This window comes from Nocardia sp. NPDC049220 (assembly GCF_040647855.1).
In the GTDB taxonomy this organism is placed as follows: Bacteria; Actinomycetota; Actinomycetes; order Mycobacteriales; family Mycobacteriaceae; genus Nocardia.
In genome coordinates this window covers 635766-658117 of the sequence record NZ_JBEZDA010000001.1, presented here as the reverse complement: position 1 = coordinate 658117, position 22352 = coordinate 635766, and the positions used below count along the sequence as shown (strand labels likewise).

General features: G+C 66.2%; 18 protein-coding genes. 6 read left to right on the top strand and 12 right to left on the bottom strand.

The window, feature by feature from the left end; all coding sequences use genetic code 11:
* Positions 1-110: 110 nt before the first annotated feature.
* From AB0C34_RS02775 to AB0C34_RS02760, 4 genes are all read right to left on the bottom strand, one after another.
* A complete protein-coding gene (locus tag AB0C34_RS02775; protein WP_357066793.1) occupies positions 111-1160 on the bottom strand; it encodes a hotdog domain-containing protein in 1050 nt (349 codons plus the stop codon).
* 274 nt (positions 1161-1434) lie between these two features.
* Positions 1435-2436 (bottom strand): ketol-acid reductoisomerase, encoded by a 1002-nt coding sequence (ilvC, locus tag AB0C34_RS02770; RefSeq protein ID WP_357068414.1) that lies wholly within the window; start codon positions 2434-2436, stop codon positions 1435-1437.
* Between the two features lie 222 nt (positions 2437-2658).
* On the bottom strand, positions 2659-3162 hold the full coding sequence (gene ilvN, locus AB0C34_RS02765) for an acetolactate synthase small subunit (RefSeq protein ID WP_357066791.1): 504 nt from the start codon (positions 3160-3162) through the stop codon (positions 2659-2661).
* 67 nt (positions 3163-3229) lie between these two features.
* Positions 3230-5164 carry an acetolactate synthase large subunit gene (locus tag AB0C34_RS02760; RefSeq protein ID WP_357066789.1) on the bottom strand — a complete coding sequence of 645 codons (1935 nt, stop codon included), beginning with the start codon at positions 5162-5164 and terminating at the stop codon, positions 3230-3232.
* 378 nt (positions 5165-5542) lie between these two features.
* Here AB0C34_RS02760 and AB0C34_RS02755 point away from each other — a divergent pair, with 378 nt between their 5' ends.
* Together AB0C34_RS02755 and ilvD are read left to right on the top strand one after the other, a co-directional pair.
* Positions 5543-6133 carry a PH domain-containing protein gene (locus AB0C34_RS02755; protein WP_357066787.1) on the top strand — a complete coding sequence of 197 codons (591 nt, stop codon included), beginning with the start codon at positions 5543-5545 and terminating at the stop codon, positions 6131-6133.
* A 462-nt stretch (positions 6134-6595) separates the two neighbouring features.
* Positions 6596-8437, top strand: coding sequence for a dihydroxy-acid dehydratase (gene ilvD / locus AB0C34_RS02750; RefSeq protein ID WP_357066785.1), 1842 nt, complete (start codon positions 6596-6598; stop codon positions 8435-8437).
* Between the two features lie 523 nt (positions 8438-8960).
* On the opposite strand, the gene AB0C34_RS02745 is transcribed toward ilvD, so the two are convergent.
* Entirely contained in the window at positions 8961-9821 is an 861-nt protein-coding gene (locus tag AB0C34_RS02745) for a DoxX family protein (RefSeq protein ID WP_357066783.1), read from the bottom strand.
* A 121-nt stretch (positions 9822-9942) separates the two neighbouring features.
* Between AB0C34_RS02745 and AB0C34_RS02740 the strand changes: the two genes are divergently transcribed.
* A complete protein-coding gene (locus AB0C34_RS02740) occupies positions 9943-11052 on the top strand; it encodes a PQQ-dependent sugar dehydrogenase (protein WP_357066781.1) in 1110 nt (369 codons plus the stop codon).
* Positions 11053-11100: 48 nt separating this feature from the next.
* On the opposite strand, the gene gatB is transcribed toward AB0C34_RS02740, so the two are convergent.
* The 5 genes from gatB to AB0C34_RS02715 form a co-directional block, all read right to left on the bottom strand.
* On the bottom strand, positions 11101-12606 hold the full coding sequence (gene gatB, locus AB0C34_RS02735; protein WP_357066779.1) for an Asp-tRNA(Asn)/Glu-tRNA(Gln) amidotransferase subunit GatB: 1506 nt from the start codon (positions 12604-12606) through the stop codon (positions 11101-11103).
* Between the two features lie 64 nt (positions 12607-12670).
* Positions 12671-14053 carry an alpha/beta fold hydrolase gene (locus tag AB0C34_RS02730; protein WP_357066777.1) on the bottom strand — a complete coding sequence of 461 codons (1383 nt, stop codon included), beginning with the start codon at positions 14051-14053 and terminating at the stop codon, positions 12671-12673.
* Between the two features lie 374 nt (positions 14054-14427).
* Positions 14428-15462: an ATP-dependent 6-phosphofructokinase gene (locus tag AB0C34_RS02725; RefSeq protein ID WP_357066775.1), complete on the bottom strand. Its 1035-nt coding sequence runs from the start codon at positions 15460-15462 to the stop codon at positions 14428-14430.
* Positions 15463-15677: 215 nt separating this feature from the next.
* Entirely contained in the window at positions 15678-16565 is an 888-nt protein-coding gene (locus AB0C34_RS02720) for a hypothetical protein (RefSeq protein ID WP_357066773.1), read from the bottom strand.
* 42 nt (positions 16566-16607) lie between these two features.
* Positions 16608-16970 (bottom strand): hypothetical protein, encoded by a 363-nt coding sequence (locus tag AB0C34_RS02715; RefSeq protein WP_357066771.1) that lies wholly within the window; start codon positions 16968-16970, stop codon positions 16608-16610.
* A 505-nt stretch (positions 16971-17475) separates the two neighbouring features.
* Here AB0C34_RS02715 and AB0C34_RS02710 point away from each other — a divergent pair.
* Together AB0C34_RS02710 and AB0C34_RS02705 are read left to right on the top strand one after the other, a co-directional pair.
* Positions 17476-17598, top strand: coding sequence for a hypothetical protein (locus AB0C34_RS02710; protein ID WP_357066769.1), 123 nt, complete (start codon positions 17476-17478; stop codon positions 17596-17598).
* Positions 17599-17668: 70 nt separating this feature from the next.
* Positions 17669-17908 (top strand): hypothetical protein, encoded by a 240-nt coding sequence (locus tag AB0C34_RS02705; protein ID WP_357066767.1) that lies wholly within the window; start codon positions 17669-17671, stop codon positions 17906-17908.
* Positions 17909-18167: 259 nt separating this feature from the next.
* Here AB0C34_RS02705 and AB0C34_RS02700 read toward each other — a convergent pair whose 3' ends face one another.
* Together AB0C34_RS02700 and AB0C34_RS02695 are read right to left on the bottom strand one after the other, a co-directional pair.
* A complete protein-coding gene (locus AB0C34_RS02700; RefSeq protein ID WP_357066765.1) occupies positions 18168-19118 on the bottom strand; it encodes an AraC family transcriptional regulator in 951 nt (316 codons plus the stop codon).
* 333 nt (positions 19119-19451) lie between these two features.
* Positions 19452-20402, bottom strand: coding sequence for a class I SAM-dependent methyltransferase (locus AB0C34_RS02695; RefSeq protein WP_357066763.1), 951 nt, complete (start codon positions 20400-20402; stop codon positions 19452-19454).
* 146 nt (positions 20403-20548) lie between these two features.
* Between AB0C34_RS02695 and AB0C34_RS02690 the strand changes: the two genes are divergently transcribed.
* Positions 20549-22312 (top strand): helix-turn-helix domain-containing protein, encoded by a 1764-nt coding sequence (locus AB0C34_RS02690; RefSeq protein WP_357066761.1) that lies wholly within the window; start codon positions 20549-20551, stop codon positions 22310-22312.
* Positions 22313-22352: the final 40 nt, after the last annotated feature.

Below are 22352 nucleotides of genomic sequence, written 5' to 3'. Positions count from 1 at the left end.
CCGAGTCGGCACGGTCACTTCGCACACTGTTGCGGAGATCATCACCGACGGTACGGCGGACGCCCGCACGCTCGGAAAGCACACCGTGGTTCAGACGCGGAATTCCGACCTCAGCTCGGCGTCGGCACCCGGAAATGACTGGGTTCGGCGTCGGCCGGCAGGGCACTCGCCGGCGTGAACGGCTCGACCAGCGCACGCAAGTCGACGAGGTGCCGGGCGTGCGCGTCGAGCGCCTGGTCTTCCTCGGAGACCGGTGTCCACTGCGGCACCGCTCGCGCTTTTCCGTCGTCGTCGACCGCCACGACCACGGCGAGTCCGTGCGCTGCCAGTGCGGGTTCGTCGGAGTGGGTGTCGGTCGAGGTGGCGTGCACACTCACATGCATGCTGCGCGGGCCGGTATGGATCAGCCGGGCGGTGACCTCGACGACGTGACCGATGACGATCGGCCGGTAGAAGCGAATTCCGCCGAAGTAGGACGTGATGACGTGCAGTCCGGCCCAATCGGCGCCGCACACGTAGGCTGCCTCGTCGATCCACTGCATGGTTCGGCCACCGTGCACCTTGCCGCCCCAGTTGATGTCCGACGGCGCTGCCAAGAATCGCAGCGTGGCGCTCGGCGCGGTGCCCGCGGCCGTATACCGCTGAACTGCCATCGCTTCCTCGATGCGCTTACGTACCGAAATCCGAGCCCGGGCCTGCCGATGCCGCTGCAACTCGAGGATTGTCGTCGGATTCCATTGCGGCACTTCGACGTTACGCCGGTCGTCGTCGACCGCCACGAAGATCGTCAGGCACTGGGCCGACTGCACCGGCTTGACCCGCGTGGGATCGGTCGAATAGACGGTGACCAGGATGTGCATGCTGGTCCGCCCGGTATGGACCAGACTCGCGTGCAATTCGACCAGCTCACCGACCGCGATCGGCCGATCGAGATGAATATTGCCGACGTAGGCGGTGACGCAGTATCGACCACTCCACTGGGCCGCCGCCGCGTAGGCGACCTTGTCGATCCATTCGAGAAGCTTGCCGCCGTCGACCGATCCGACGATGCCGGCATCGGCGGGTTTGACGAGGAATCGGTGGATCGCCTCGGGGCGCCGTCCGGCCGACGCCGGACTCGGGACATTCGCGATGAGGTCGAGATTCGACGATTTCGGCAAGGTTCACAATCCGTTCGGGCAGAGATTTTCGGGCACGGTTCCCCCGACCCTGTCGTCCCCCGAGAACAGTAGGCGCTCGGCGCACTACGAGCGAGTAACCGACCGACACCATCGTGGACCACGGTGCAGGCCGATCAACCTCGGGGAATCCGCCTACTACCGCCAGTTCCGCCAGCAGCGTCCGCGTGGCCTTTTCGGCAGTAGCCAGTACGCCGAAAATGCCGGTGGCCCGCTCCGTGTTCGGAGCGGGCCACCGTGCGAATCAGCCGGAGACTCAGGCGGTCTCGGTAATCGGGCGATCAACCCAGCTCATCAGGCCGCGGAGCTTGGCGCCGGTGACCTCGATCGGGTGCTCGGCGTTCTGCTTGCGCAGCGCCTCGAGCTCCTTGTTGCCACCCTCGACGTTCGCGACCAAACGCTTGACGAAGCTGCCGTCCTGGATATCGCGCAGGATATCCTGCATGCGCTTCTTGGTGCCGGCGTCGATGACGCGCGGGCCGGACAGGTAGCCACCGAACTCGGCGGTGTCGGACACCGAGTAGTTCATCCGCGCGATGCCGCCCTCGTACATCAGGTCGACGATCAGCTTCAGCTCGTGCAGCACCTCGAAGTAGGCCATCTCCGGCGCGTAACCGGCCTCGACCATGACCTCGAAACCGGTCTTGACCAGTTCCTCGGTGCCACCGCACAGCACGGCCTGCTCACCGAACAGGTCGGTCTCGGTCTCTTCTTTGAAGGTGGTCTTGATGACGCCGGCGCGCGTGCCGCCGATGCCCTTCGCGTAGGACAGCGCCAGCGCCTGACCTTCACCCTTCGGGTCCTGGTCGATGGCGATCAGGGCCGGAACGCCCTTGCCGTCGACGAACTGACGACGGACCAGGTGGCCGGGGCCCTTCGGCGCGACCATGCCGATGGTGACATTGGCCGGCGGCTTGATCAGGCCGAAGTGGATGTTGAGGCCGTGACCGAAGAACAGCGCGTCGCCGTCCTTCAGGTTGGGCTCGATGTCGCCTGCGAAGATCGACGCCTGCGCGGTGTCCGGCGCGAGCACCATGATGACGTCGGCCCACTCGGAGACCTCGGCCGGCGTACCGACGGTCAGACCCGCCTCCTCGGCCTTCGGACGCGACTTCGAACCCTCCGCCAGGCCGACCCGCACCTCGACACCGGAGTCGCGCAGGCTCAGCGAGTGCGCGTGCCCCTGACTGCCGTAGCCGATGACAGCGACCTTGCGGCCCTGGATGATCGACAGGTCGGCGTCGTCGTCATAGAACATCTCGACTGCCACTGTGGTTCCTTCCGGGATCATCCCCGCGCTGGGCGGGGCACACCATGCTCACGCAGGTGTTGATTAATGTTGTTCTGGATCGGATCACTCCCGCACAGGCGGGGAGAAATCATTCCCGCGTGCGCGGGAAGAGCGGCACGCCAACCGTCGATCGCAGAAAGACTAGCGTGTGGCCAGCACCGGTCGGCCGGCCCCACCGGTGCTGCCCCGTCATCGGGTAGCGGTGATGGACTTCGGTCCACGCCCCACCGCGACCACGCCGGACTGCACGATCTCGCGGACGCCGTACGGCTCGAGCATGCGCAGCAACGCATCGAGCTTGGAGCGGGTTCCGGTCGCCTCGACGGTCAGCGCGTCCGGGGACACGTCGATCACCTTGGCGCGGAACAGCCCCACCGCCTCGATCACCTGCGTCCGCACGCTGGCGTCGGCGCGCACCTTCACCAGGATCAGTTCGCGAGCCACCGAGCTGTCGGCATCCTGCTCCACGATCTTGATGACGTTCACCAGCTTGTTGAGCTGCTTGGTCACCTGCTCGAGCGGCAGGTCCTCGACAGTGACGACGATGGTCATGCGCGAGATCTCGGGGAGCTCGGTGCCGCCGACCGCGAGCGATTCGATATTGAAGCCGCGGCGGGAGAACAGGGCCGCGATCCGCGCCAGCACGCCCGGTTTGTCTTCGACGAGAACACTGAGGGTATGCGTGGTGCTCATGCCTGCGCCTCGCTGATGCTCGGTTCCGTCACGGCCACCGCGGTGGTTGCACCGTGTGCGCTCTCGCTCATCCTTCGTTCACCTTGTTCTTCTCGTGTGACATCGCCTCGTGGATGACGGAGGGCTCGGCAGCTTGTTCGTCGTCGTCGAACAGCGGGCGAATGCCACGAGCGGCCATGATCTCGTCGTTGCTGGTGCCCGCCGCGACCATCGGCCACACCTGGGCGTCCTTGCCGACGATGAAATCGATCACCACGGGACGGTCGGTGATCGACTGCGCCTCGCGGATGGCGGCCTCCACATCCTCTTCCCGCTCGACCCGGATGCCGTGACAGCCGAGTGCTTCGGCCAGTTTCACGAAGTCGGGGATGCGCAAGGTGTGCGTGCCGAGGTCGGTGTTGGAGTAGCGCTCTTGGTAGAACAGCGTCTGCCACTGCCGAACCATGCCGAGGTTGCCATTGTTGATCAACGCGACCTTGATCGGTATGCCCTCGACGGCGCAGGTGGCCAGCTCCTGGTTGGTCATCTGGAAGCAGCCGTCGCCGTCGACCGCCCACACCTCTTTGTCCGGCGCACCCATCTTGGCGCCCATGGCAGCCGGGACCGCGTAGCCCATGGTTCCGAGACCGCCGGAGTTCAGCCACGAACGCGGCTTCTCGTACTTGATGAACTGAGCGGCCCACATCTGGTGCTGCCCGACACCCGCGCAGTAGATCGCGTCCGGACCGGCCAGCCGGCCGAGTGCCTCGATGACGAACTCCGGCGAGAGCGACCCGTCGGCGGGTGGGGTCCACCCCAGCGGGTACGCGTCGCGGACGCCGCCCAGGTAGGTCCACCACTCGCCCAACGACAACAGTGGAGCGTCGCCCGCCATCGGGTCGGCCTTGAGTGTTTCGATCAGTTCGACGATCACCTCTCGGCAGTCGCCCACGATCGGGACATCGGCGTGCCGGTTCTTGCCGATCTCGGCCGGGTCGATGTCGGCGTGGACCACCTTGGCACCGGGGGCGAAGGAGTCCAGCTGACCGGTGACGCGGTCGTCGAAACGCGCGCCGAGAGTGATCAGCAGGTCCGAGCGTTGCAGTGCCGCGACCGCGCCTACCCTGCCGTGCATGCCGGGCATCCCCATGTTCAGCGGATGACTATCCGGGAAAGCGCCGCGTGCCATCAGCGTGGTGACCACCGGGATGCCGGTCAGCTCGGCCAGTTCCAGCAGCTCGGCCGAGGCGTTGGCCTTGATGACGCCACCGCCGACGTAGAGCACCGGCGCCTTGGCATCCATGATCATCCGCGCGGCCTCGCGCACCTGCTTGCCGTGCGGCTTCGTCACCGGACGGTAGCCGGGCAGTCGCATCTCCGGCGGCCAGCTGAAGGTGGTCTGCGCCTGCAACACATCCTTCGGGATGTCGACGAGCACAGCGCCGGGCCGCCCGGACGCGGCCAGGTAGAACGCCTCCGCGATGATCCGCGGGATGTCGACACCCTCGGTGATCAGGAAGTTGTGCTTGGTGATCGGCATGGTGATGCCGGAGATGTCGGCTTCCTGAAACGCGTCCGTGCCGATCAGACCACGACCGACCTGACCGGTGATGGCCACGATCGGAACCGAATCCATCTGCGCATCGGCGATCGGGGTGACCAAGTTGGTCGCGCCCGGACCGGATGTCGCCATACACACTCCGACCCTGCCGGTGGCCTGCGCGTAACCGGTGGCCGCGTGACCAGCGCCCTGCTCGTGCCGAACGAGGACGTGGCGCACCTTGGTCGAGTCGAACAGCGGGTCGTACACCGGAAGAATCGCGCCGCCGGGAATGCCGAATACGGTGTCGACACCGAGCTCCTCGAGGGACCGGACCACCGACTGCGCGCCGGTGACCCGCTCGGGCGGGAGCGGGCGGCGGGTGGCCGCGGATGTCACGTTCACAGCAGGCGATGCCTGCTGATTCGCCGAAGGCGCTGGCCTGCGGGCGGAAGGCCCGGGCCGTGCGGTAGGTGCGCTCACCGTCTTCGTTCCTTACTGTGTTTGTCGTTCTGACCCCGGATTTTGTGCCTCAAGGCGCTGGGACGGACGCAACATCCGGCCATCGCACATGCGGTGTCTTACGTTTGGTCCTGTCGAACAGTCGCCCGAACACAAAAAAGCCCCCGTCAGCACATAGCTGAACGAGGGTGGCGCGTCGCAACGCGAGCTGACGTATTCGACTCAGATTGTCAGGCTCAACGCTGGACGCGCCGGCCGATTACGAGCAACTCGTTTCGATTCACGCGCACGACGTTAAGCGGGTGTGAACCGAAAGGTCAAACAGATGACCTACGGCGTCCCATTATGTGGGACAGTACGGTTGCTTGTGTCCGTTCACCAGGATGCGAGGATGGTGGTGTGTCATCACCGCATCAGTCCGTGCCACCTCCTGAATCGTCCCACACTCCCGCCGCGGTAGCCGAGACGGGTAGTGCTGTGATCCGCATCCCACGGCTGGCATTCCTCGGCGTGTTCGTCCTGCTGATGTGCGTGTTCTTCCCGTTCGTCGGCTGGCCAGCCGGGCTGTGGTGGTTGTTGGCGATCCCCGTCGTCGTGGCGGCGTGGGTGCAGCGGACGCAGACCAGGGTTTCGGACGCGGGACTGGACCTGCGCACGCTCTTCGGATCACGCCACCTCGACTGGACGCAGGTGAAAGGCGTGCGGATCCCGAAACGGGGATACGTACGCGCCGACCTGACCGACGGCACCGAGGTGAAGTTGCCCGCGGTGGGATACGACCGTTTGCGCGATCTGGCGGCGGCATCCGACGGAAGGATTCCGGACCCGTTCGCGCGACCGGAGGAAAACTCGGTGAACCGCTCCCCCGCCGAGCCCACAGCCGAGGACGCGAGCGCGTCCGACCAGGGCGACGCGGCGCCGAACGGCTCCGCGAAGACTTCCGACACCGAGGACGTCGACTCGACCGGCGACGGCACAAGCGCCCGCTAGCCGCCGGGACCGCGAACTAGGCGCCAACCTCGCCAGGAACGGAACATCTCCCGACGATACGATGTTGTGGTCGGGTGATGGGATGACCTCGTTGGGTGCACCGACCCTCGTTCGCACCCATCACTCTTGGACGGTCCGGCACCTCCGGGCGACACCGTCGGCGCCGACCACACCCGCGGCGGCGCCCCATCGAACTACCGGCTGACACCGAGCGACACGCAGGGCCCGGTCACGCCCGGCATGCAGGCGAACCACCAGCGGGAGTACCGTGAACGGGCTGCCGAGCAGACTTGCACAGGTGCAAAAGCGCTTGGGCCGACGAACCTCTCGCCACCGCCGAACAGCGCTTGGACGAACGTCACGCCACTGCCAAGAGCGCTTGGACGGACGGCCACCGCCAAGAGCGCTTGGACGGACGTCCGGCCACCGCACATCAGCCCCCGCGACCCGAGGACCATCGACATGCCACCGCTTCGTTCCCGAACCACCACCGTCGGCCGCAATGCCGCGGGTGCCCGCGCGCTCTGGCGGGCGACCGGTATGACCGACACCGACTTCGGCAAGCCGATTGTCGCCATCGCGAATTCCTACACCCAGTTCGTGCCGGGCCACGTGCACCTGAAGAACGTCGGCGAGATCGTGGCCGATGCGGTACGGGCTGCTGGTGGCGTGCCGCGCGAATTCCACACCATCGCGGTTGACGACGGCATCGCCATGGGACACGGCGGCATGCTCTACTCGCTGCCCTCGCGCGAGATCATCGCGGACTCGGTCGAGTACATGGCGAATGCGCATACCGCTGACGCACTGGTCTGCATCTCCAACTGCGACAAGATCACACCCGGCATGCTGAATGCCGCGATGCGGCTGAACATTCCGGCGGTGTTCGTCTCCGGCGGGCCGATGGAGGCAGGCAAAGCCGTGGTCGTGGGCGGTGTCGCGCAAGCGCCGACCGACCTGATCACCGCGATCTCCGCGAGCGCGAATCAGGCGGTGTCCGAGGAAGGTTTGGCCGAGGTCGAGCGGTCCGCGTGCCCGACCTGCGGCTCGTGTTCGGGCATGTTCACCGCGAATTCGATGAACTGCCTCACCGAGGCGCTCGGCCTCGCACTGCCCGGCAACGGCTCCACCCTGGCGACGCACGCCGCGCGTCGGGCGCTGTTCGAGCGAGCGGGCTCCGTGGTCGTCGACATCGCGCACCGGTGGTACCGCGAGGACGACGCATCGGTGCTGCCTCGCAACGTGGCCAACGACAAGGCATTCCGCAACGCGATGGCCCTGGACGTCGCGATGGGTGGTTCGACCAACACTGTGCTGCATACGCTGGCCGCCGCCCAGGAGGGTGAGATCGCCTTCGATCTGCACACCATCGAGGAGATCAGCCGCCGAGTGCCCACCTTGTCGAAAGTGTCGCCCAACTCCGATTACCACATGGAGGACGTGCACCGGGCCGGCGGCATCCCCGCGATCCTGGGAGAGCTGCGTCGCGCCGGTCTGCTGGAAACCGATGTCACCACGGTGCACTCGTCGAGCTTCGACGAGTGGCTCGACACCTGGGATATCCGCTCCGGCACAGCGTCCGAGGAGGCGCTCGAGCTGTTCCACGCCGCACCGGGTGGGGTCCGCACCACCGAACCGTTCTCCACCGAGAACCGCTGGTCGTCATTGGATACCGACGCCGAGGGCGGCTGCATCCGCGACCTGGCGCACGCCTACACCACCGAAGGCGGCCTTGTCGTATTGCGTGGCAACATCGCTCCCGATGGTGCAGTGCTGAAGACCGCGGGTATCGACGAGGAACTGTTCTCCTTCCAGGGCCCGGCGGTTGTGGTGGAGTCCCAGGAGGAAGCCGTGTCGGTCATCCTCGGCAAGAAGATCAAGCCGGGCGACGTGATCGTAGTCCGCTACGAAGGTCCGGCCGGCGGTCCTGGTATGCAGGAGATGCTGCACCCCACCGCCTTCCTGAAAGGCGCGGGTCTGGGCAAGCAGTGCGCGCTGATCACCGATGGCCGATTCTCCGGCGGAACCTCGGGCCTGTCGATCGGCCACATCTCCCCCGAGGCGGCCGGCGGGGGCGTCATCGCCCTGATCGAGAACGGCGACCAGATCCGCATCGATGTCGCCACCCGCAGACTGGAAGTCTTGGTCGACGATGCCGCCCTGGCCGGACGCCGCGCGAAAATGGAGGCCTCCGAACGTCCCTGGCAGCCTGCCCACCGCGACCGTTCGGTCACGACCGCGCTGCGCGCCTATGCCGCATTGGCCACCTCAGCGGACAAGGGCGCCGTCCGCCACGTCCCCTGACCTGGAAGTGGTCGACGCGTTGAGTTTCGCGGCTCGGCGCGTCAGCGCAATGCGCTACAACCGACAGTGACATCGCCGGCCACGGCGGTCCCGCCACGGTGATCAGGTGATCGGGCTCACCGACGCGCGGTTCCGCGGCGCGGCGATGCCCGAGCAGAGCCGGACGCCGCGGAATGTGGACAAACATCGCCGTCGATGTCGGTATCGACGATGGTGGCTGTGCCGACCGAGATCAGCAACGACTGCCGTGCGGATCGCGAGTGCAGCCATTGCCCGCGAGAGACGCCTTCGCGCCGCGTATTTCGGCAGCCTCGGCCCGGTCCGGGTTCGAGCGCGGCGACGTGCCAGGGGTTGGTGAGTTCGCTTCCGGTTGCGGCGAGACGTCAGCTCGTCAGGAATAGAACGATGGTGCGCGGGGGTGGTGAGGTTGAACTCGCTGTCATCAATGACCGCGATGATGGCGTCGGGCCGGGGGGCGGCGCTGATTCGCGTGACCCGCCCACCGTTCGACTCGAGCGCGAATCTAGCCGATACCGACGAGGGGGTTGCCGCCGTGGAGGTACCAGTAGGCGCCCGCCGCCGCGGCGATGGCGAGCAAGAGAATGACGAAAGAACCTGCGAAAGGTCGAGTCGCCCAGCCGCGGTTGCGGTCGAAAGACCAGCGTCCGGGGCCGGTCAGGATGACAACGGCCGAGATGCCCGCGAGAATGCTCTCCAACTCGACCGCACCGGGGCCCGCCTTGTACTGGAATCCGGGCGCCATGCCCTGCTTCCACGCCCAGGCGTCCAGCATCACCGCGAGGACCGCGCCCGCGGCCAGCGGGGTCGCCAAGCCGAGAACCACCAGCGCGCCGCCGCCTACCTCGCCCGCGGTCACCAGGATGGTGGACACCGTCGGGTGGTCCCAGCCGCCACGCTCCATCATGTCGCGGGTGCCGTCCAGGCCGGGTCCGTGGAACCAGCCCGCGAGCTTCTGCAGTCCGTGGTAGAGGAAGGTTCCGCCAACGATCAACCGCAGCAGGAACAGACCGAAATCTAGGGTGCCACGGCGATTTTCGCTGGTCCGACGGCGTAGCCGCCCGGTGTCGCTCGGCGTGTTCGCTGCCGGCGGGATGCTCGCGTACCGGTAGGACGCGGTGGCGCCGGCGCGGTCGGCCTTCGTCGGCACCTCCGGGTCGAGCCCGAGTTCGTCGTCGGTGCGCGGAACATCCTTGGTCAGCTCGGGGCGCTCGGAGTGAGCCACTCGAGGGGACTGGTCGGTCGGCGAATCGAACGGGCTGCTCACTCCCCGACCGGTAGACGACACCTCCGACTGCTCGGCCGTGAACGCCGCGGCGTCCCCGGCCTGCGAAGGTTCGGGTGTGTCTTTCGGCTTGTCGGTCACGGCCAATACCCTATGCCGCGGTGCGCTAGCTCGGGGCGTGTAAACAGCACGGCGTGTCCGTGTGCGCCCAACACCCACCCGGAGGCGACGCGCGCGCCGATGTTTCCGTAACGTCTCAGCTATGAGTTTGGTTGTCCTGGGCCGCGTCGCGGCGAGCTTGGCGCTCGGCTCCGTCTTGCTGACCGGTTGCGCCCGGTTCGACGATTCGGCGTCCAGCCCGTTCACCCCGGAGCCGACCTTGCACGGGGCCAACATCGACCCGAAGAAACCGAAACAGCCACCCACGTCCACCACTCGGCCGAGTGGCCCGTGCATCGATCCGGACCCGGCGGTGGTGGCGACCTGCCTGGACACCACCGGCGGCCTCATCACATTCGGCGAGGGCGCGCTGGTTGCCGAGCGACGGACCGGTCGCATCCTCGAAGTGGCCCCGGAGCGGCAACCGGTAGAGATCGCTCAACTGGCCGTGGACGGTTCGGCCGATGGCGGTCTCAGCGACATCGCGCTCTCCCCCACCTATCGCGAAGACGGACTGATGTACGCCTACATCACCACTGCCAGCGACAATCGGGTGGTCCGCATCGCCGAGGGCGGCGGCGCACCCAAGGACATCCTCACCGGAATCCCGAAGGGTTCCAGTGGAAATCGTGGCGCGATCGAGTTCGCCACACCCGACCAGATGCTCGTACTGACCGGCGACGCGGGCGACCCGAGCAGCGCGGCCTCCGCGTCCTCGCTGGCAGGAAAACTGCTCCGGGTGAACTCGCCGGCGCCGGGTCGTACGGCGGCGCCGGAGATCGCGGTCTCCGGCATCGGTATCGCCGGGGACGTGTGTCGCGGCAGCGCGGACAGCATCTGGATCACCGACCGCACCCCTGCTGAGGATCGGCTGCAGCGGGTCGACAGCGCCGGGGTGGTCACCACCGCTTGGACCTGGCCCGACCGGCCCGGCGTCGCCGGTTGCGCGGCGGCCACCGATGGTGTCGCGATCGCCTTGACCCGCGCGAAGGCTCTCGCTCTCGCGGCCACCGACAAGAACACCCAGGCGGTCACCGCCACTCCGACCCTGCTCGCGCAGGACAGGTATGGCCAGCTCGGCGGCGCGGCGGCCGGCTCCGACGGCACCGTCTGGGTGACCACGGTCAACAAGACCGACGGACAGCCGGGTCCGAACGACGACCGCGTCGTCCGCATCCCACCGCCGCAGGCCGGCGGTGGTGGACCGGACTGAGGATCTGTTCGATGGGCGGCGCCGTAGGCGCCGCACACCGATCGCGACCTAGACGCAGGCGGCGAGCACCAGTTCGCGGACTCGGGCCGCGTCGGCCTGACCGCGGGTCGCCTTCATGACGTCGCCGACAATCTTTCCGGCTGCCTGGACCTTGCCGGCCCGGATCTTGTCGGCGATGTCGGGATTGGCGGTGAGTGCCTTTTCGACCTCGGCCTGCAGGGCGCTGTCATCGCTGACCATGCCGAGTCCCTTGGCCTCGACGATCTGTGCCGGGTCGCCCTCGCCCGCCAGCACGTAGTCGACAACCTGCTTGGCGACCTTGTTGTTCACCGTCTTCGCCTCGACCAGCTTGATCACCTCGGCGACCTGGACCGGGCCGATCGGCAGGTCTTCCAGTGCGACTTCGCGCTCCTTGGCTTTCTCGGTGAGGTAGGCGACCCACCAGGACCGTGCCTCGTTGGCCGGGGCGCCCGCGTCGACGGTGGCGATAATCAGGTCCAGCGCACCCGCATTGACCAGGTCACGCATCACCTCGCCCGACAGGCCCCAGTCGGACTGGATCCGGGCACGGCGCAACCACGGGTACTCGGGGATGGTGCCGCGCAACTGCTCCACCCACTCCGCGGCAGGCGCGACCGGCTCCAAGTCGGGCTCGGGAAAGTAGCGGTAGTCTTCGGCGGTCTCCTTGCGACGGCCGGGCGAAGTGCTGCCATCGGCCTCGTGGAAGTGCCTGGTCTCCTGGACGATCGGTACGCCACCTGCCAGTACGGCGGCCTGGCGGCGCATCTCGAAACGCACGGCCACCTCGACGCTCTTGAGCGAGTTGACGTTCTTGGTCTCGGTGCGGGTGCCGAATTCCGTTGCGCCGACGGGCATCAGCGACACGTTCGCGTCGCAGCGCAGCGAGCCCTGCTCCATTTTCACGTCGGAGACGCCGAGTGACTTCAGCAGATCGCGCAGCGCCGTCACGTACGCCCGCGCGACTTCCGGAGCGCGCTCCCCCGCGCCGGTGATCGGCTTGGTGACGATCTCGATCAGCGGGACACCCGCTCGGTTGTAGTCCAGCAGGGAATGGCTGGCGCCGTGGATGCGGCCGGTCGCACCACCGACGTGCACCGACTTTCCGGTGTCCTCCTCCATATGCGCGCGCTCGATATCCACCCGGAACGTGCTGCCGTCATCGAGCACCACGTCCAGGTGCCCGTTCGTGGCTATCGGCTCGTCGTACTGGCTGATCTGGTAGTTCTTCGGCTGATCCGGGTAGAAGTAGTTCTTGCGCGCGAACCGACCCCACGGAGTGATCGAGCAGTTCAGCGCCAACCCGATCCGAATCGCCGACTCGACGGCCCGCTCGTTCACCACCGGCAGCGATCCCGGCAGACCGAGGCACACCGGACACACCTGGGTGTTCGGCTCCGCGCCGAACTCGGTCGGGCAACCGCAGAACATCTTCGTCGCGGTGGACAGCTCGACGTGGACCTCCATGCCGAGCACCGGCTCGAACCGGGCGAGGACATCCGAGTAATCCATCAGGTCGACCGTGGGTGCGCTCATGGCCATCAGTCTAGGTAAGCGCTCTCGCAGCACCGCAGGGGCTCTGGCGTCGGCGAGTACGTCGCTACGTCGTCGGGACGCGCTGCTGGAGCCAGCCGGTGACGTAGCCGAGCACCTCCGGGGCGATGGTCGTTTCGCTGGAGCCGTACTCGCTGGGGCGCCCGGTTTCAGCGGGCTGCATCAGGTGATTGAGTCCAGGGAAGACGTGGACGATCGCGTCCGGATCGGCGGCGAGGTGGTCGCGCATCGGCTGCTCGCTCTGGACGGCGGGCACCTGCAGATCCTTGTCGCCGAAGAATGCGAGTACCGGGACGCGCAGTGCGGAGAGGGCGGGAGCGGGATCGTAGGCGACGAGGGCGGACAAGTACGGCGTGATCTGCGCGCCGGCCTGATCGGCAGGCAGTCGCTGGTCGGCGGGCAAGGCCTCGTTCTGTTTGCGGGCCAGCTCCTTCGCGCCGGCCAGGTCACCCGCCTTCAGCAGCGCGACCAACTCGGTGGTCTGGCGCACCTGGGTATCCACTTCGTAGGCGGATGCGCCGTTCACGGTGGCGAGCAGGCGGGTCTGCTCGACGAGGACATCCGAACCCGCGACGGCGGGGCCCGCCATCAGAACGACGAACCCGACGCCGCTGTCCGGACCCGAGGCAACCAGCGGCGCCAAGTAGCCGCCCTCGCTGTGACCGAACAGCCCGACCCGGGCGGGGTCGATATCGGGGCGGGAGCGCAGGTACCGCACACCCGCGGCGGCGTCACCGGACAGGTCGGCATAGCTCACCTCGTCCAAGCTGCCGCCGGTGCCACCGATGCCGCGGTCGTCGCTGCGCAACACGGCGTAGCCCGCGCGGGTGAACGTGTCGGCCAGCAACAGGAAGGGTTTGTGGCCCAGGATTTCCTCGTTGCGGTCCTGCGCGCCGCTTCCACTGATCAGCACGATGGCGGGGAAGGGACCGCGGCCCTGGGGCTCGGTCAGCGTCCCGGCGATCGTGATCTCATCATTGCGGTAGCTGACGTCCTCGGACTTGTACGGGAACGGCGGTTTCGGCTCTTGCGGACGGGCGAGGGTCGCGATTTTTCCTCGCTCCAGCACGAGCGGGAAGCTCTGACCCGCCTGGGTGAAGTCACCACTGATCTTGTCGGATCCCGAGTCGTACTTCCCACGGAACGTCGGGTTCCCAGGAGTATCGGCGACCACGAAGGACACCTCGTTCCGGTTCGAGGTGACGTCTTTCAGTTGCGCGCCCGCCACCTTCTGTGCCGGGATGTCGATGGTGGCTGTCCCTTCACCGGAAAAACTCACCCCGATCTGAAGCGCCTGGCCGGGGATCTCGATGCCACCGTGCCAGTCGCCGGTGGTCGGCTCCGGTGGGTTCGGGTCCGCGTCCGAACATCCGACCAACAGTGCGGCAATCACGAACAGAGCACACGCGATCAGTCGCCCATTGCGCATGCGATTCACAGTACCGACCCCTCGGACCGGCACAACGCTTTTCGCCGTGCGCGTACCGCACCGCCGCCGCAACGTCCGCCGTGTCGACGTCCAGGCTCGAACTGTGTGCTCGTACCTCACGGTTGTCGTGCCTCACGAAACTCGAGAGGGCGTCGTCGATCGTGATCTGTCGGACGAGCGCCACCAGTTCGCGTCGCAGGTACTCCCCGAGCCGAATCCCGGCAGATCTAGCCCGGCGGCCGAAGCCGACCAGAGCGTCGACGGGCAGGTCGTTCACGTCGAGGTCGGTCGCCCGTCAGGGTCGCGGGGGGTGCGTGCGAGAAATACTCCTCCGCGTCCGATCGCCGGCGCATCAGGCGAATTCGACGCCCCGTTCAGCCGAAGAAAGCCTCCGCCTCACCGTAGCGTTCCGTGGGTACCCGCTTGAGCTGCTTGGTGGCTTCCGACAACGGGACGAGATCGATGGTGGTGCCGTGCAGGGCGACCATCTGACCGAAATGGCCCGCGTGTACCGCCTCGGCTGCGTGCAGGCCGAACCGGGTGGCAAGCACCCGGTCGTAGGGTGTGGGGCTGCCACCGCGCTGCACGTGGCCCAGCACGGTGGTGCGGACCTCCTTGCCGATTCGCCGTTCGATCTCCACGCCGAGCTGCTGGGCGACGCCGGTGAAACGCTCGTGGCCGAACTCGTCGATACCGCCTGCACGCAACGCGAATCCCGAATCGGACGCCGGATGCGAACCCTCGGCGACGACACAGATGAAATGCTTGTCGCCACGCTGGAACCGGCGCTTGATCATGACGCAGACTTCGTCCACATCGAACGGAACTTCCGGTACCAGAGTCAGGTGCGCGCCCGCTGCCATCCCCGCGTTGATCGCGATCCAGCCCGCGTGCCGGCCCATCACCTCGATGAGCATCACACGCTGGTGCGATTCCGCTGTGGTGTGCAGCCGATCGATCGCCTCGCTGGCAATACTCAGCGCGGTGTCATGGCCGAAAGTGACATCGGTGCAGTCGATGTCGTTATCGATGGTCTTCGGGACGCCCACCACGGGAACACCCTCGTCCGACAGCCAGCTCGCGGCGGTGAGGGTGCCCTCGCCACCGATCGGGATCAATGCTTCGATGCCGTTGTCGTCCAGGGTCTGCTTGATCTGGCCGAGGCCCGCGTGCAGGACGTCGGGATTGGTGCGGGCGGTGCCGAGAATCGTGCCGCCCTTGGCGAGCAGCCGATCGGTGCGGTCGTCGTTGAGTATCTGGATCTTTCGGTCTTCGAGCAGACCGCGCCAGCCGTCCTCGAAGCCGACGATCGCGTCTCCGTAGCGGCCGTTCGCGGTGCGAACGACGGCGCGGATGACAGCGTTCAGTCCTGGGCAGTCTCCGCCTCCGGTCAAGACTCCGATGCGCATGGCCGCTATCTTGCCCCTAATGTCCGATCCGGACAGCGCCGACCCCGTGAACGTTCGGTAACACCGCCCCGGTTCGGACGTCCGGCAGAGCAGCATGAGCCGCGCACAGTGCGCGACTCGCCGCTCCTGGGCCCGTTCATGGTGGCGTGGCGCCGATCCACGCCACCGCAGAGATCGTGGCGCCCACCCGAGACGAGCACGCATTCGATCTGCGATCAGGCCTTGCAGCTGCCGCTCGACAACTCGTCGAGATGCTGGGAGACGGCCACGGTGAGCTTGTCCAGCACATTCATTCCGTCGTTGAACGCTCCCGAATCCGGCTGCACCGCGAACGCGATCGCGATCTGCCCGGACGGAGTGGTGATGATCCCGAATTGTCGGACCAAGTAGTTGCCGGCGAGGTCCGGCCCCCAGCCGCCCTTGAACTCGGCTCCGCTGAATTCGCCGAGGCCCCAGCGTTGACTGGAAATGATCTGCTCCATCAGGCCGAGCACCCGCTCGGACTGCGGCAGACAGGGCAGCCGCGCGGCGAACCGCACCTGATCGGCCAACGACCAGTTGGCCTGGCCGAAGGACGACTGGTCTGGACGAGAACGGGTGGCGGGCACCGTCGTCTTGGCGTCACCGCCTTCACGTAGCACCGCCTGGACGGCGGCGGCTGCCTCCTGCGCGCTGCCGAGCGACTGCCACAGCACCTCGGCGGCGGCGTTGTCGGAGGCGGTGATCGCGGAGGACGTGGTGTAGGCCGAGGTGGCCGGATTGCGGCGCAGCGCGGCGATCGTCAACGGCACCTTCATCGTCGACCACGCCGGACCAGTGGTCCAGTCGCCGAAGGAAACCATTTGATCGCCACCTACCGGCATGATGGCCATCCCGATCCGTCCGCGGACACCGGCCTTCAGCTCGGCAAAACTCGCGGCGAGCGTGCCGGGGACCGTGATCGACAAGCCCTCTTGATCGCTGCGCGTGCCGGCCTCGGTGACGACCGGTCCGATCGACGCCGGATCATCGGCGCGGCCCGCTCCGCACCCGGAAATCAACAACACGACAAGCGCCGCACAGCCCAATGCGTTTCGGACTTTACGGAATCGATCAGTAGACATATTTCGATACATTCTTGTTGCGAACTCCGCCGGTTTTCGATGTCAGTACGGCGCCTCGACACCGTACGTGGACTTCGCGCCGACCGCACATGTCGGCCGCGAGGTGGACGCCACGGGCGATGACGCTTCGGTACCGCTGATTCCACCGCGAATCACACGACCTGGCGCCGTCTCCGGGCGCGATGAATAACGGAAATACGCGCTCGTGCGGCCAGCCGCGCCGCGGCTGCCGGTAGGTGGACGCACCCGCCCACCGCGGCCTGCGGGGTTCGGCTGATCGGCGTGCGAGACCGGAGCGGCGACAAACCCGGACGGGGCACGCCGGGCACGCGCCTGCCGATCCGCGACCGTGAACGGCTGATCCTTGTCTCCCAGCCAGACGACGACGGCGTGGTCAACAAGCATGACTACCTCCACCTACTTGCCCGGTGCCGCCGGGCGATCGGGATAAGCGCCGACAACCGAGTACTGCTGGCGGCCGACATCACCCGAAATTGCTTCGCGTTATCCCCAGAACGTACTAGATGAATTGAGCACACCCCACTTCGCCGGACGGCTCGCCGCGGCAGCCGCGGCTGGTCGCGGGAGTTCCGCGGTCTGACGGAGATGATCCCATCTGGCGCATCGATCGAGATCAGGTGCGATTTCGGGCCCGCTTCCCCGGTCACCTCGCCGCGGATCGCTCCCCCGCCGCGAAGGACGCGGCGTGCGAATCGGGGCGGCGTTGTCGTTTGCGGATATCCGAAGGCGGGCGGGTCCGATCCGCCTGTGCGGTGCTGCGCTTGCGCGTGCTGGAAAGTTTCGTTCGCGGGGAATATAGCCCGCCGTGCGGTCCGGTTCCTAGTGTGGCTGGTATGCGGATCTTCCGAATGGATTCTCGCGAGTGGGCCGACCACCGACCCTTTCGCGCATGGTTGCGACCGAGCGCACGCGGATCGCGAGCGTGGACGTGGCGACCGAGATGGCAGGCAACAAGATTGCCGGACAGGGAGCCGTATGCCGCGCGGCGGCCGGGCGTAATCGGAGATCGTGAGGACGAACTATGAATTGCTGTTTACTGGGCCTTTCCATGATTGCCTGCCGCACCGATTTATATCCGGTCCGTGACGAGGCTTGAGCTGGAGATGGAAGATCAGATGTCTCCGAATCCGAAAGAAATGGACGTTCACCTTGTCGTGGAATTCGGTAATGTCCGCTTCGATTACACGGCGTGCGCCACCGCGGCTTCGCTGTTCATGCAGGAGTGCCGCAACTACCGCTATCCGAAACATCTCGCAGTGGTCCACGACGATCCTCGCCGGTATCCGCGCATGCCCAATGAACGCCTGTACCTGGAGCACTGAGAGCGACCAATGAGCCGCCTGAACCGCATCGACCCGACTGTCGCATCTCACGATGTCGATGTCATGGGATTACGGCGCCCCGTACCGGGGCCCCGGTACGGGTGACGCCGTCGTCGCACCAGTTCGCATACATCATCTTCGAGGTGAGGCGGCGACGTCTTCGCCGCGCCGACAACGCCGTCGGCGACAGTCCACAATGGCGTGGACCTGATGGCGATTCCAGCGCGGGTGATCGGTCCGATGATCGACGGCTGCCGGGTCAACCGAAGCGAACCTCGCGAGGCGTGGCGCCGAAACGATGACGAAAGGCGGTGCTGAAAGCGCTGGCCGAGCCGAAGCCCAGTGCCATAGCGACGTCGGCGATGCTCGATTCGCGATAGACGGGATTACGCAGACGCGAATAGGCGAGTTGCAGTCGTTCTTCTTTGATCAATTCTCGAGGAGTGGTGCCGGCGTGCTGGAATGCGAGCTGGATTTGCCGGAGGGACCAACCGAGTGCGTGGGCGATAGTCGCGCCGGTGAGGTCAGCGTCCTCGGCGTGGGTGCGGACATAGCGTCTGACCACGGCCTCCACATCGGCCAGATGACCGGGGGCGCTGGGCTGCTCACCGACGATGTGCATACAGAGCAGTTCGACCAGGTGGGAAGCGACGGTATCGAACTGGTGCCGGGTCATGTCGCCGCCATCCGCGAAAAGGCTGGACGCGAGGTTGGCAATCACCCTGCCCAGTCCGGAGTTGAGGTCGGCGGCGGTGGCGGCCCGATCCGGCATTCGGCCGAGCCGGAGGTCGATCTCGCGGCGGGGAATAGTCATCAGCAGCCCCCTGGTGTCTTCACCCAGCGAGAACTCGAACGGTCGTTCGAGCGTAAACAGGCAACCGAAACCCGAAGGCAACATCGCGTGTTCACCGGCCTGCTGAAGGTTCGCCTGTCCATTGATGGGCACCAACAGACGGAAATCGTCATCCGAGTCGCCGCGCACATGTCCCGCCGTGCGGTAATACGTCACCGCGTCGGATTCCCAGCCGATGAGCTGATAGTTGGTAGTGCGCCGCACGGTCGTACGACCGTCGAAGGTGCTGTCACGCGGAAAGGCATAGCCCAGGCGTCGATGGTACGAGTTGATCAGCTCGGACCAGTAGTCCGCACGTTCGTGCGCGGCGACGTGGTGCGTTGTGGCTTCTTCGACGAAAACGGAACTGTCCTTCACAGCCATCACTCCTACATTGCGACCCATCCCCGCATCCGAACACCCATTCATCCGATGACGGGATCTATCCACAGAGTAATCCGCGGTCGGTGCCGTCGCACTCCTTTGCGAGCGGTACGAACGCCGCGTATGGCCACCTCGTGATCCGGACCCGGCAGGCACCGAAACAGCCGCGAGCAACAATGTCCGCGACAATAAGCACCAGCTCGATATCGCGGTCGCGGTCGATAATCCGACCTTCGCGATTTCAGGGAATATCGCGGTACCGAAACCTGTGGGTACGCCGGCGCGGATCGTGTGGTGGGGCGATCGGCGAAGATTTCGCAGGCGGGGTCAGCGCCGCCCGGACAGGTGCGCCGACTCGGGCTTGGCACACGTGAACTGCATGACATCGACGTGGCCGCGGCGCAAATAGTCGGCGCAGGCGACCAGATAGCTGAGGTACGCGTGATACGTGTCGTGCCCGACGAGTTCGATCGCGTGATCGCGGTGCTCGTGCAGCGCGACGGCCCAGTGCTCCTGGGTGGTGATGCAGTGCCGTCCCAGTTCCTGCATGCGGGTGATGGTGAATCCGGCATCCTCCGCGTGTTCAGCGACGCCTTTGGGGCTGTCGCCGGTTGCCAACGGCAGCCGGCCACCAGGGACGATGGTCTCACGCAGGTACCGAAGGAAAGCGGAATCGGTGCTCGCGACCGGCGGATCGTCCATTCGCACTCGGTGGTGCGAAGCTACGGCGGTCTGCAATACCAGCACGCCGTCGGCGGGCATGATCCGATAGGCGAAATCGAAGAACTCCCCGTATCGATCCGGGTAGAGGTTTTCCAACGCGGCGATACACACGATCCGGTCCGCCGGCCGGTCGAAATTCTCCCAATCCTGCAACCGAACCCCACCATATGGGCGCCCACGGATCAACCGGTCGACCAGCAGATCCCGCACGTACCGGTACTGATTCCGACTGCGCGTCAAGCCGATCACGTTCACCCGATGAGTGTCCATGGCGCGCAGCATGGTCGAACCCCAACCACAACCGACATCCAACAGGGTCATCCCCGGCCGCAGATCGCATCTGGACAGCGCGAGGTCGATCTTTGCCGACTGGGCGCCTTCCAGGGTGTCATTTGGGCGGGTCCACAACGCCGTACTGTAGGCAAGGGTCGGGCCGAGGAACAATGCGAAAAACTCGTCCGGCAGTTCGTCGTGGGAGATGACGTCTGCGAACGTGGGCTGCCACATGAGTTCGGTGAACACCCGATCGGCAACGCTCAGGCTCTGCGGACTCAAACGTCCTCCTCATGGTTTCTGGGCCGAGCACAACTGCAATGCCCATGACACCGCAGAAGCGTTACACTGGCGGTGTCAATCTGAGACGCGTCATCCATCGCGACGGCGCAATTGTGACCTGCAAAAAGCGTCGAGGTCGTGAGCAGATGCCGAATCCTCGAGTTGATGCCGAAGTGAGCCTGCAGAAGGCACGCGAACAATTCCTGACTGCCGGTTCGCTCGATCAGCTACCGGTGCGGGACACCATTCTGGACTCGTGGCGCCGAGCGCAGGCACTGCAGATCCACCCCGACCGTGTGGATCTGCCCTACGTGCGCGAGCCGAATCTCGATTCCCCACTGGTGAACGCCGCGGCGCCCGTGCTGCGGCGAATCGCCAGCGACCTGGCCGCCCAGCCCGTGAGCGTCATTTTGACCTCATCGGACGGACTTTTGCTCGAACGCTACGCCGCCGATGCCACCATCATGCGCACCCTCGACGGTGTCCAGCTCGCTCCCGGCTACAGCTATGCCGAGGGTTTCGTCGGCACCAACGGCATCGGCACCACCCTGGAGACGGGTACCCCGACCCTGATTCGCGGCGGCGAACACTACCTCGGCACCCTGGGTCGGCTCGCGTGTGCGGGCTCGCCCATTCACCATCCGCTGACGCACTCGGTGGTCGGCGTCGTCGATCTCACCTGTTGGGCGAGCGGATCCGATCCGCTGTTGCTCGCCCTCGCCAAGAGTGCGAGCAGCCAGATCGAGGACCGGCTGCGCGCACTCGCCGGCGACACCGAGACCGAGCTACTCGAGACGTATCTCCGTGAATGCCGCCGGTATCCGGTCGGCGTGCTCGCGATCGGCGGCGACGTGATGCTGATGAATCAGTATCTGCGCCGGGCTCTCGACCCGCCCGACCAACTGGCGTTACTGCAGCATTCGATCGACCTGGGTGGGCCCGGCGCCGTCGACAACCTCCTGGCTTCGCTGCCCAGCGGTCGGACCGCGAGGGTGACGGCGGTCGAACGGATAGCTTCGCGTGGCGACAACTTCACCATGGTTATGCACGTCCAACTGCCCGGCGACCACGCGATACACCATCCCAGCCTGCCTGGCCGCCGTCCCTTGCCCGGCGTCGCCGGGCGGAGCAGTTCGTGGCGGCGCAGCTGTCAGCGGGTCGAGCGCTGCTGCCGGGATCGCGAATGGGTGGTCATTGATGGCGAAAGGGGTTCCGGTCGAGCGAAACTCGCGAAATCTGTCGTCGAGCACGTCAACCCGGGCAAGATCGTCCGGGTTTTGCGGATGGCAGACTTCGCCGACACCGAAGGCCTGCTGACCGCGCTCCGAACCGAAACCGACAATGGCGATTTCACCATCATCATCACCGATATCGACCGTCTGCCGAGCACGGCGATCGAGCCGATCACGGAAATTCTGCGGACCTGCGCCGACCGCGGATGGATCGCGGTCACGACGCATTCGGCCACGCCCACCGCATCGCTCGATGCGCTGCTGCTGCAATTCACCCACACGGTCGACGTGCCCGCACTGCGGCACCGGATCGAAGACCTGGAGGATCTGGTCCCCCACCTGCTCCGCGAGTTGAGCAAGGGCGCCGACGTCCAGCTCGCTCCGGACGCCATGCACCAGCTGAGCAAACTGTCCTGGCCGGGCAACGTCGCCCAACTACGCCGGGTGCTCGCCGACATTATCTCCCGTCAGCGATCCGGCCTGATCCACACCGATGATCTGCCACCGCAGTGCCGTTCCCTGACGCGGCGCAGACTGAGCCGAATCGAGGCGCTCGAACGCGACGCGATCGTACGCAGCCTGCAGGAGAACAGCGGCAACAAGGCCGAGGCAGCCGCGGCACTCGGGATGTCACGGGCGACCATCTACCGCAGGATCAAGGACTTCGGCATCGAGTAGACCGCGCCGCGCCGAGCGCCCCGGCACTCGGCAACGATCG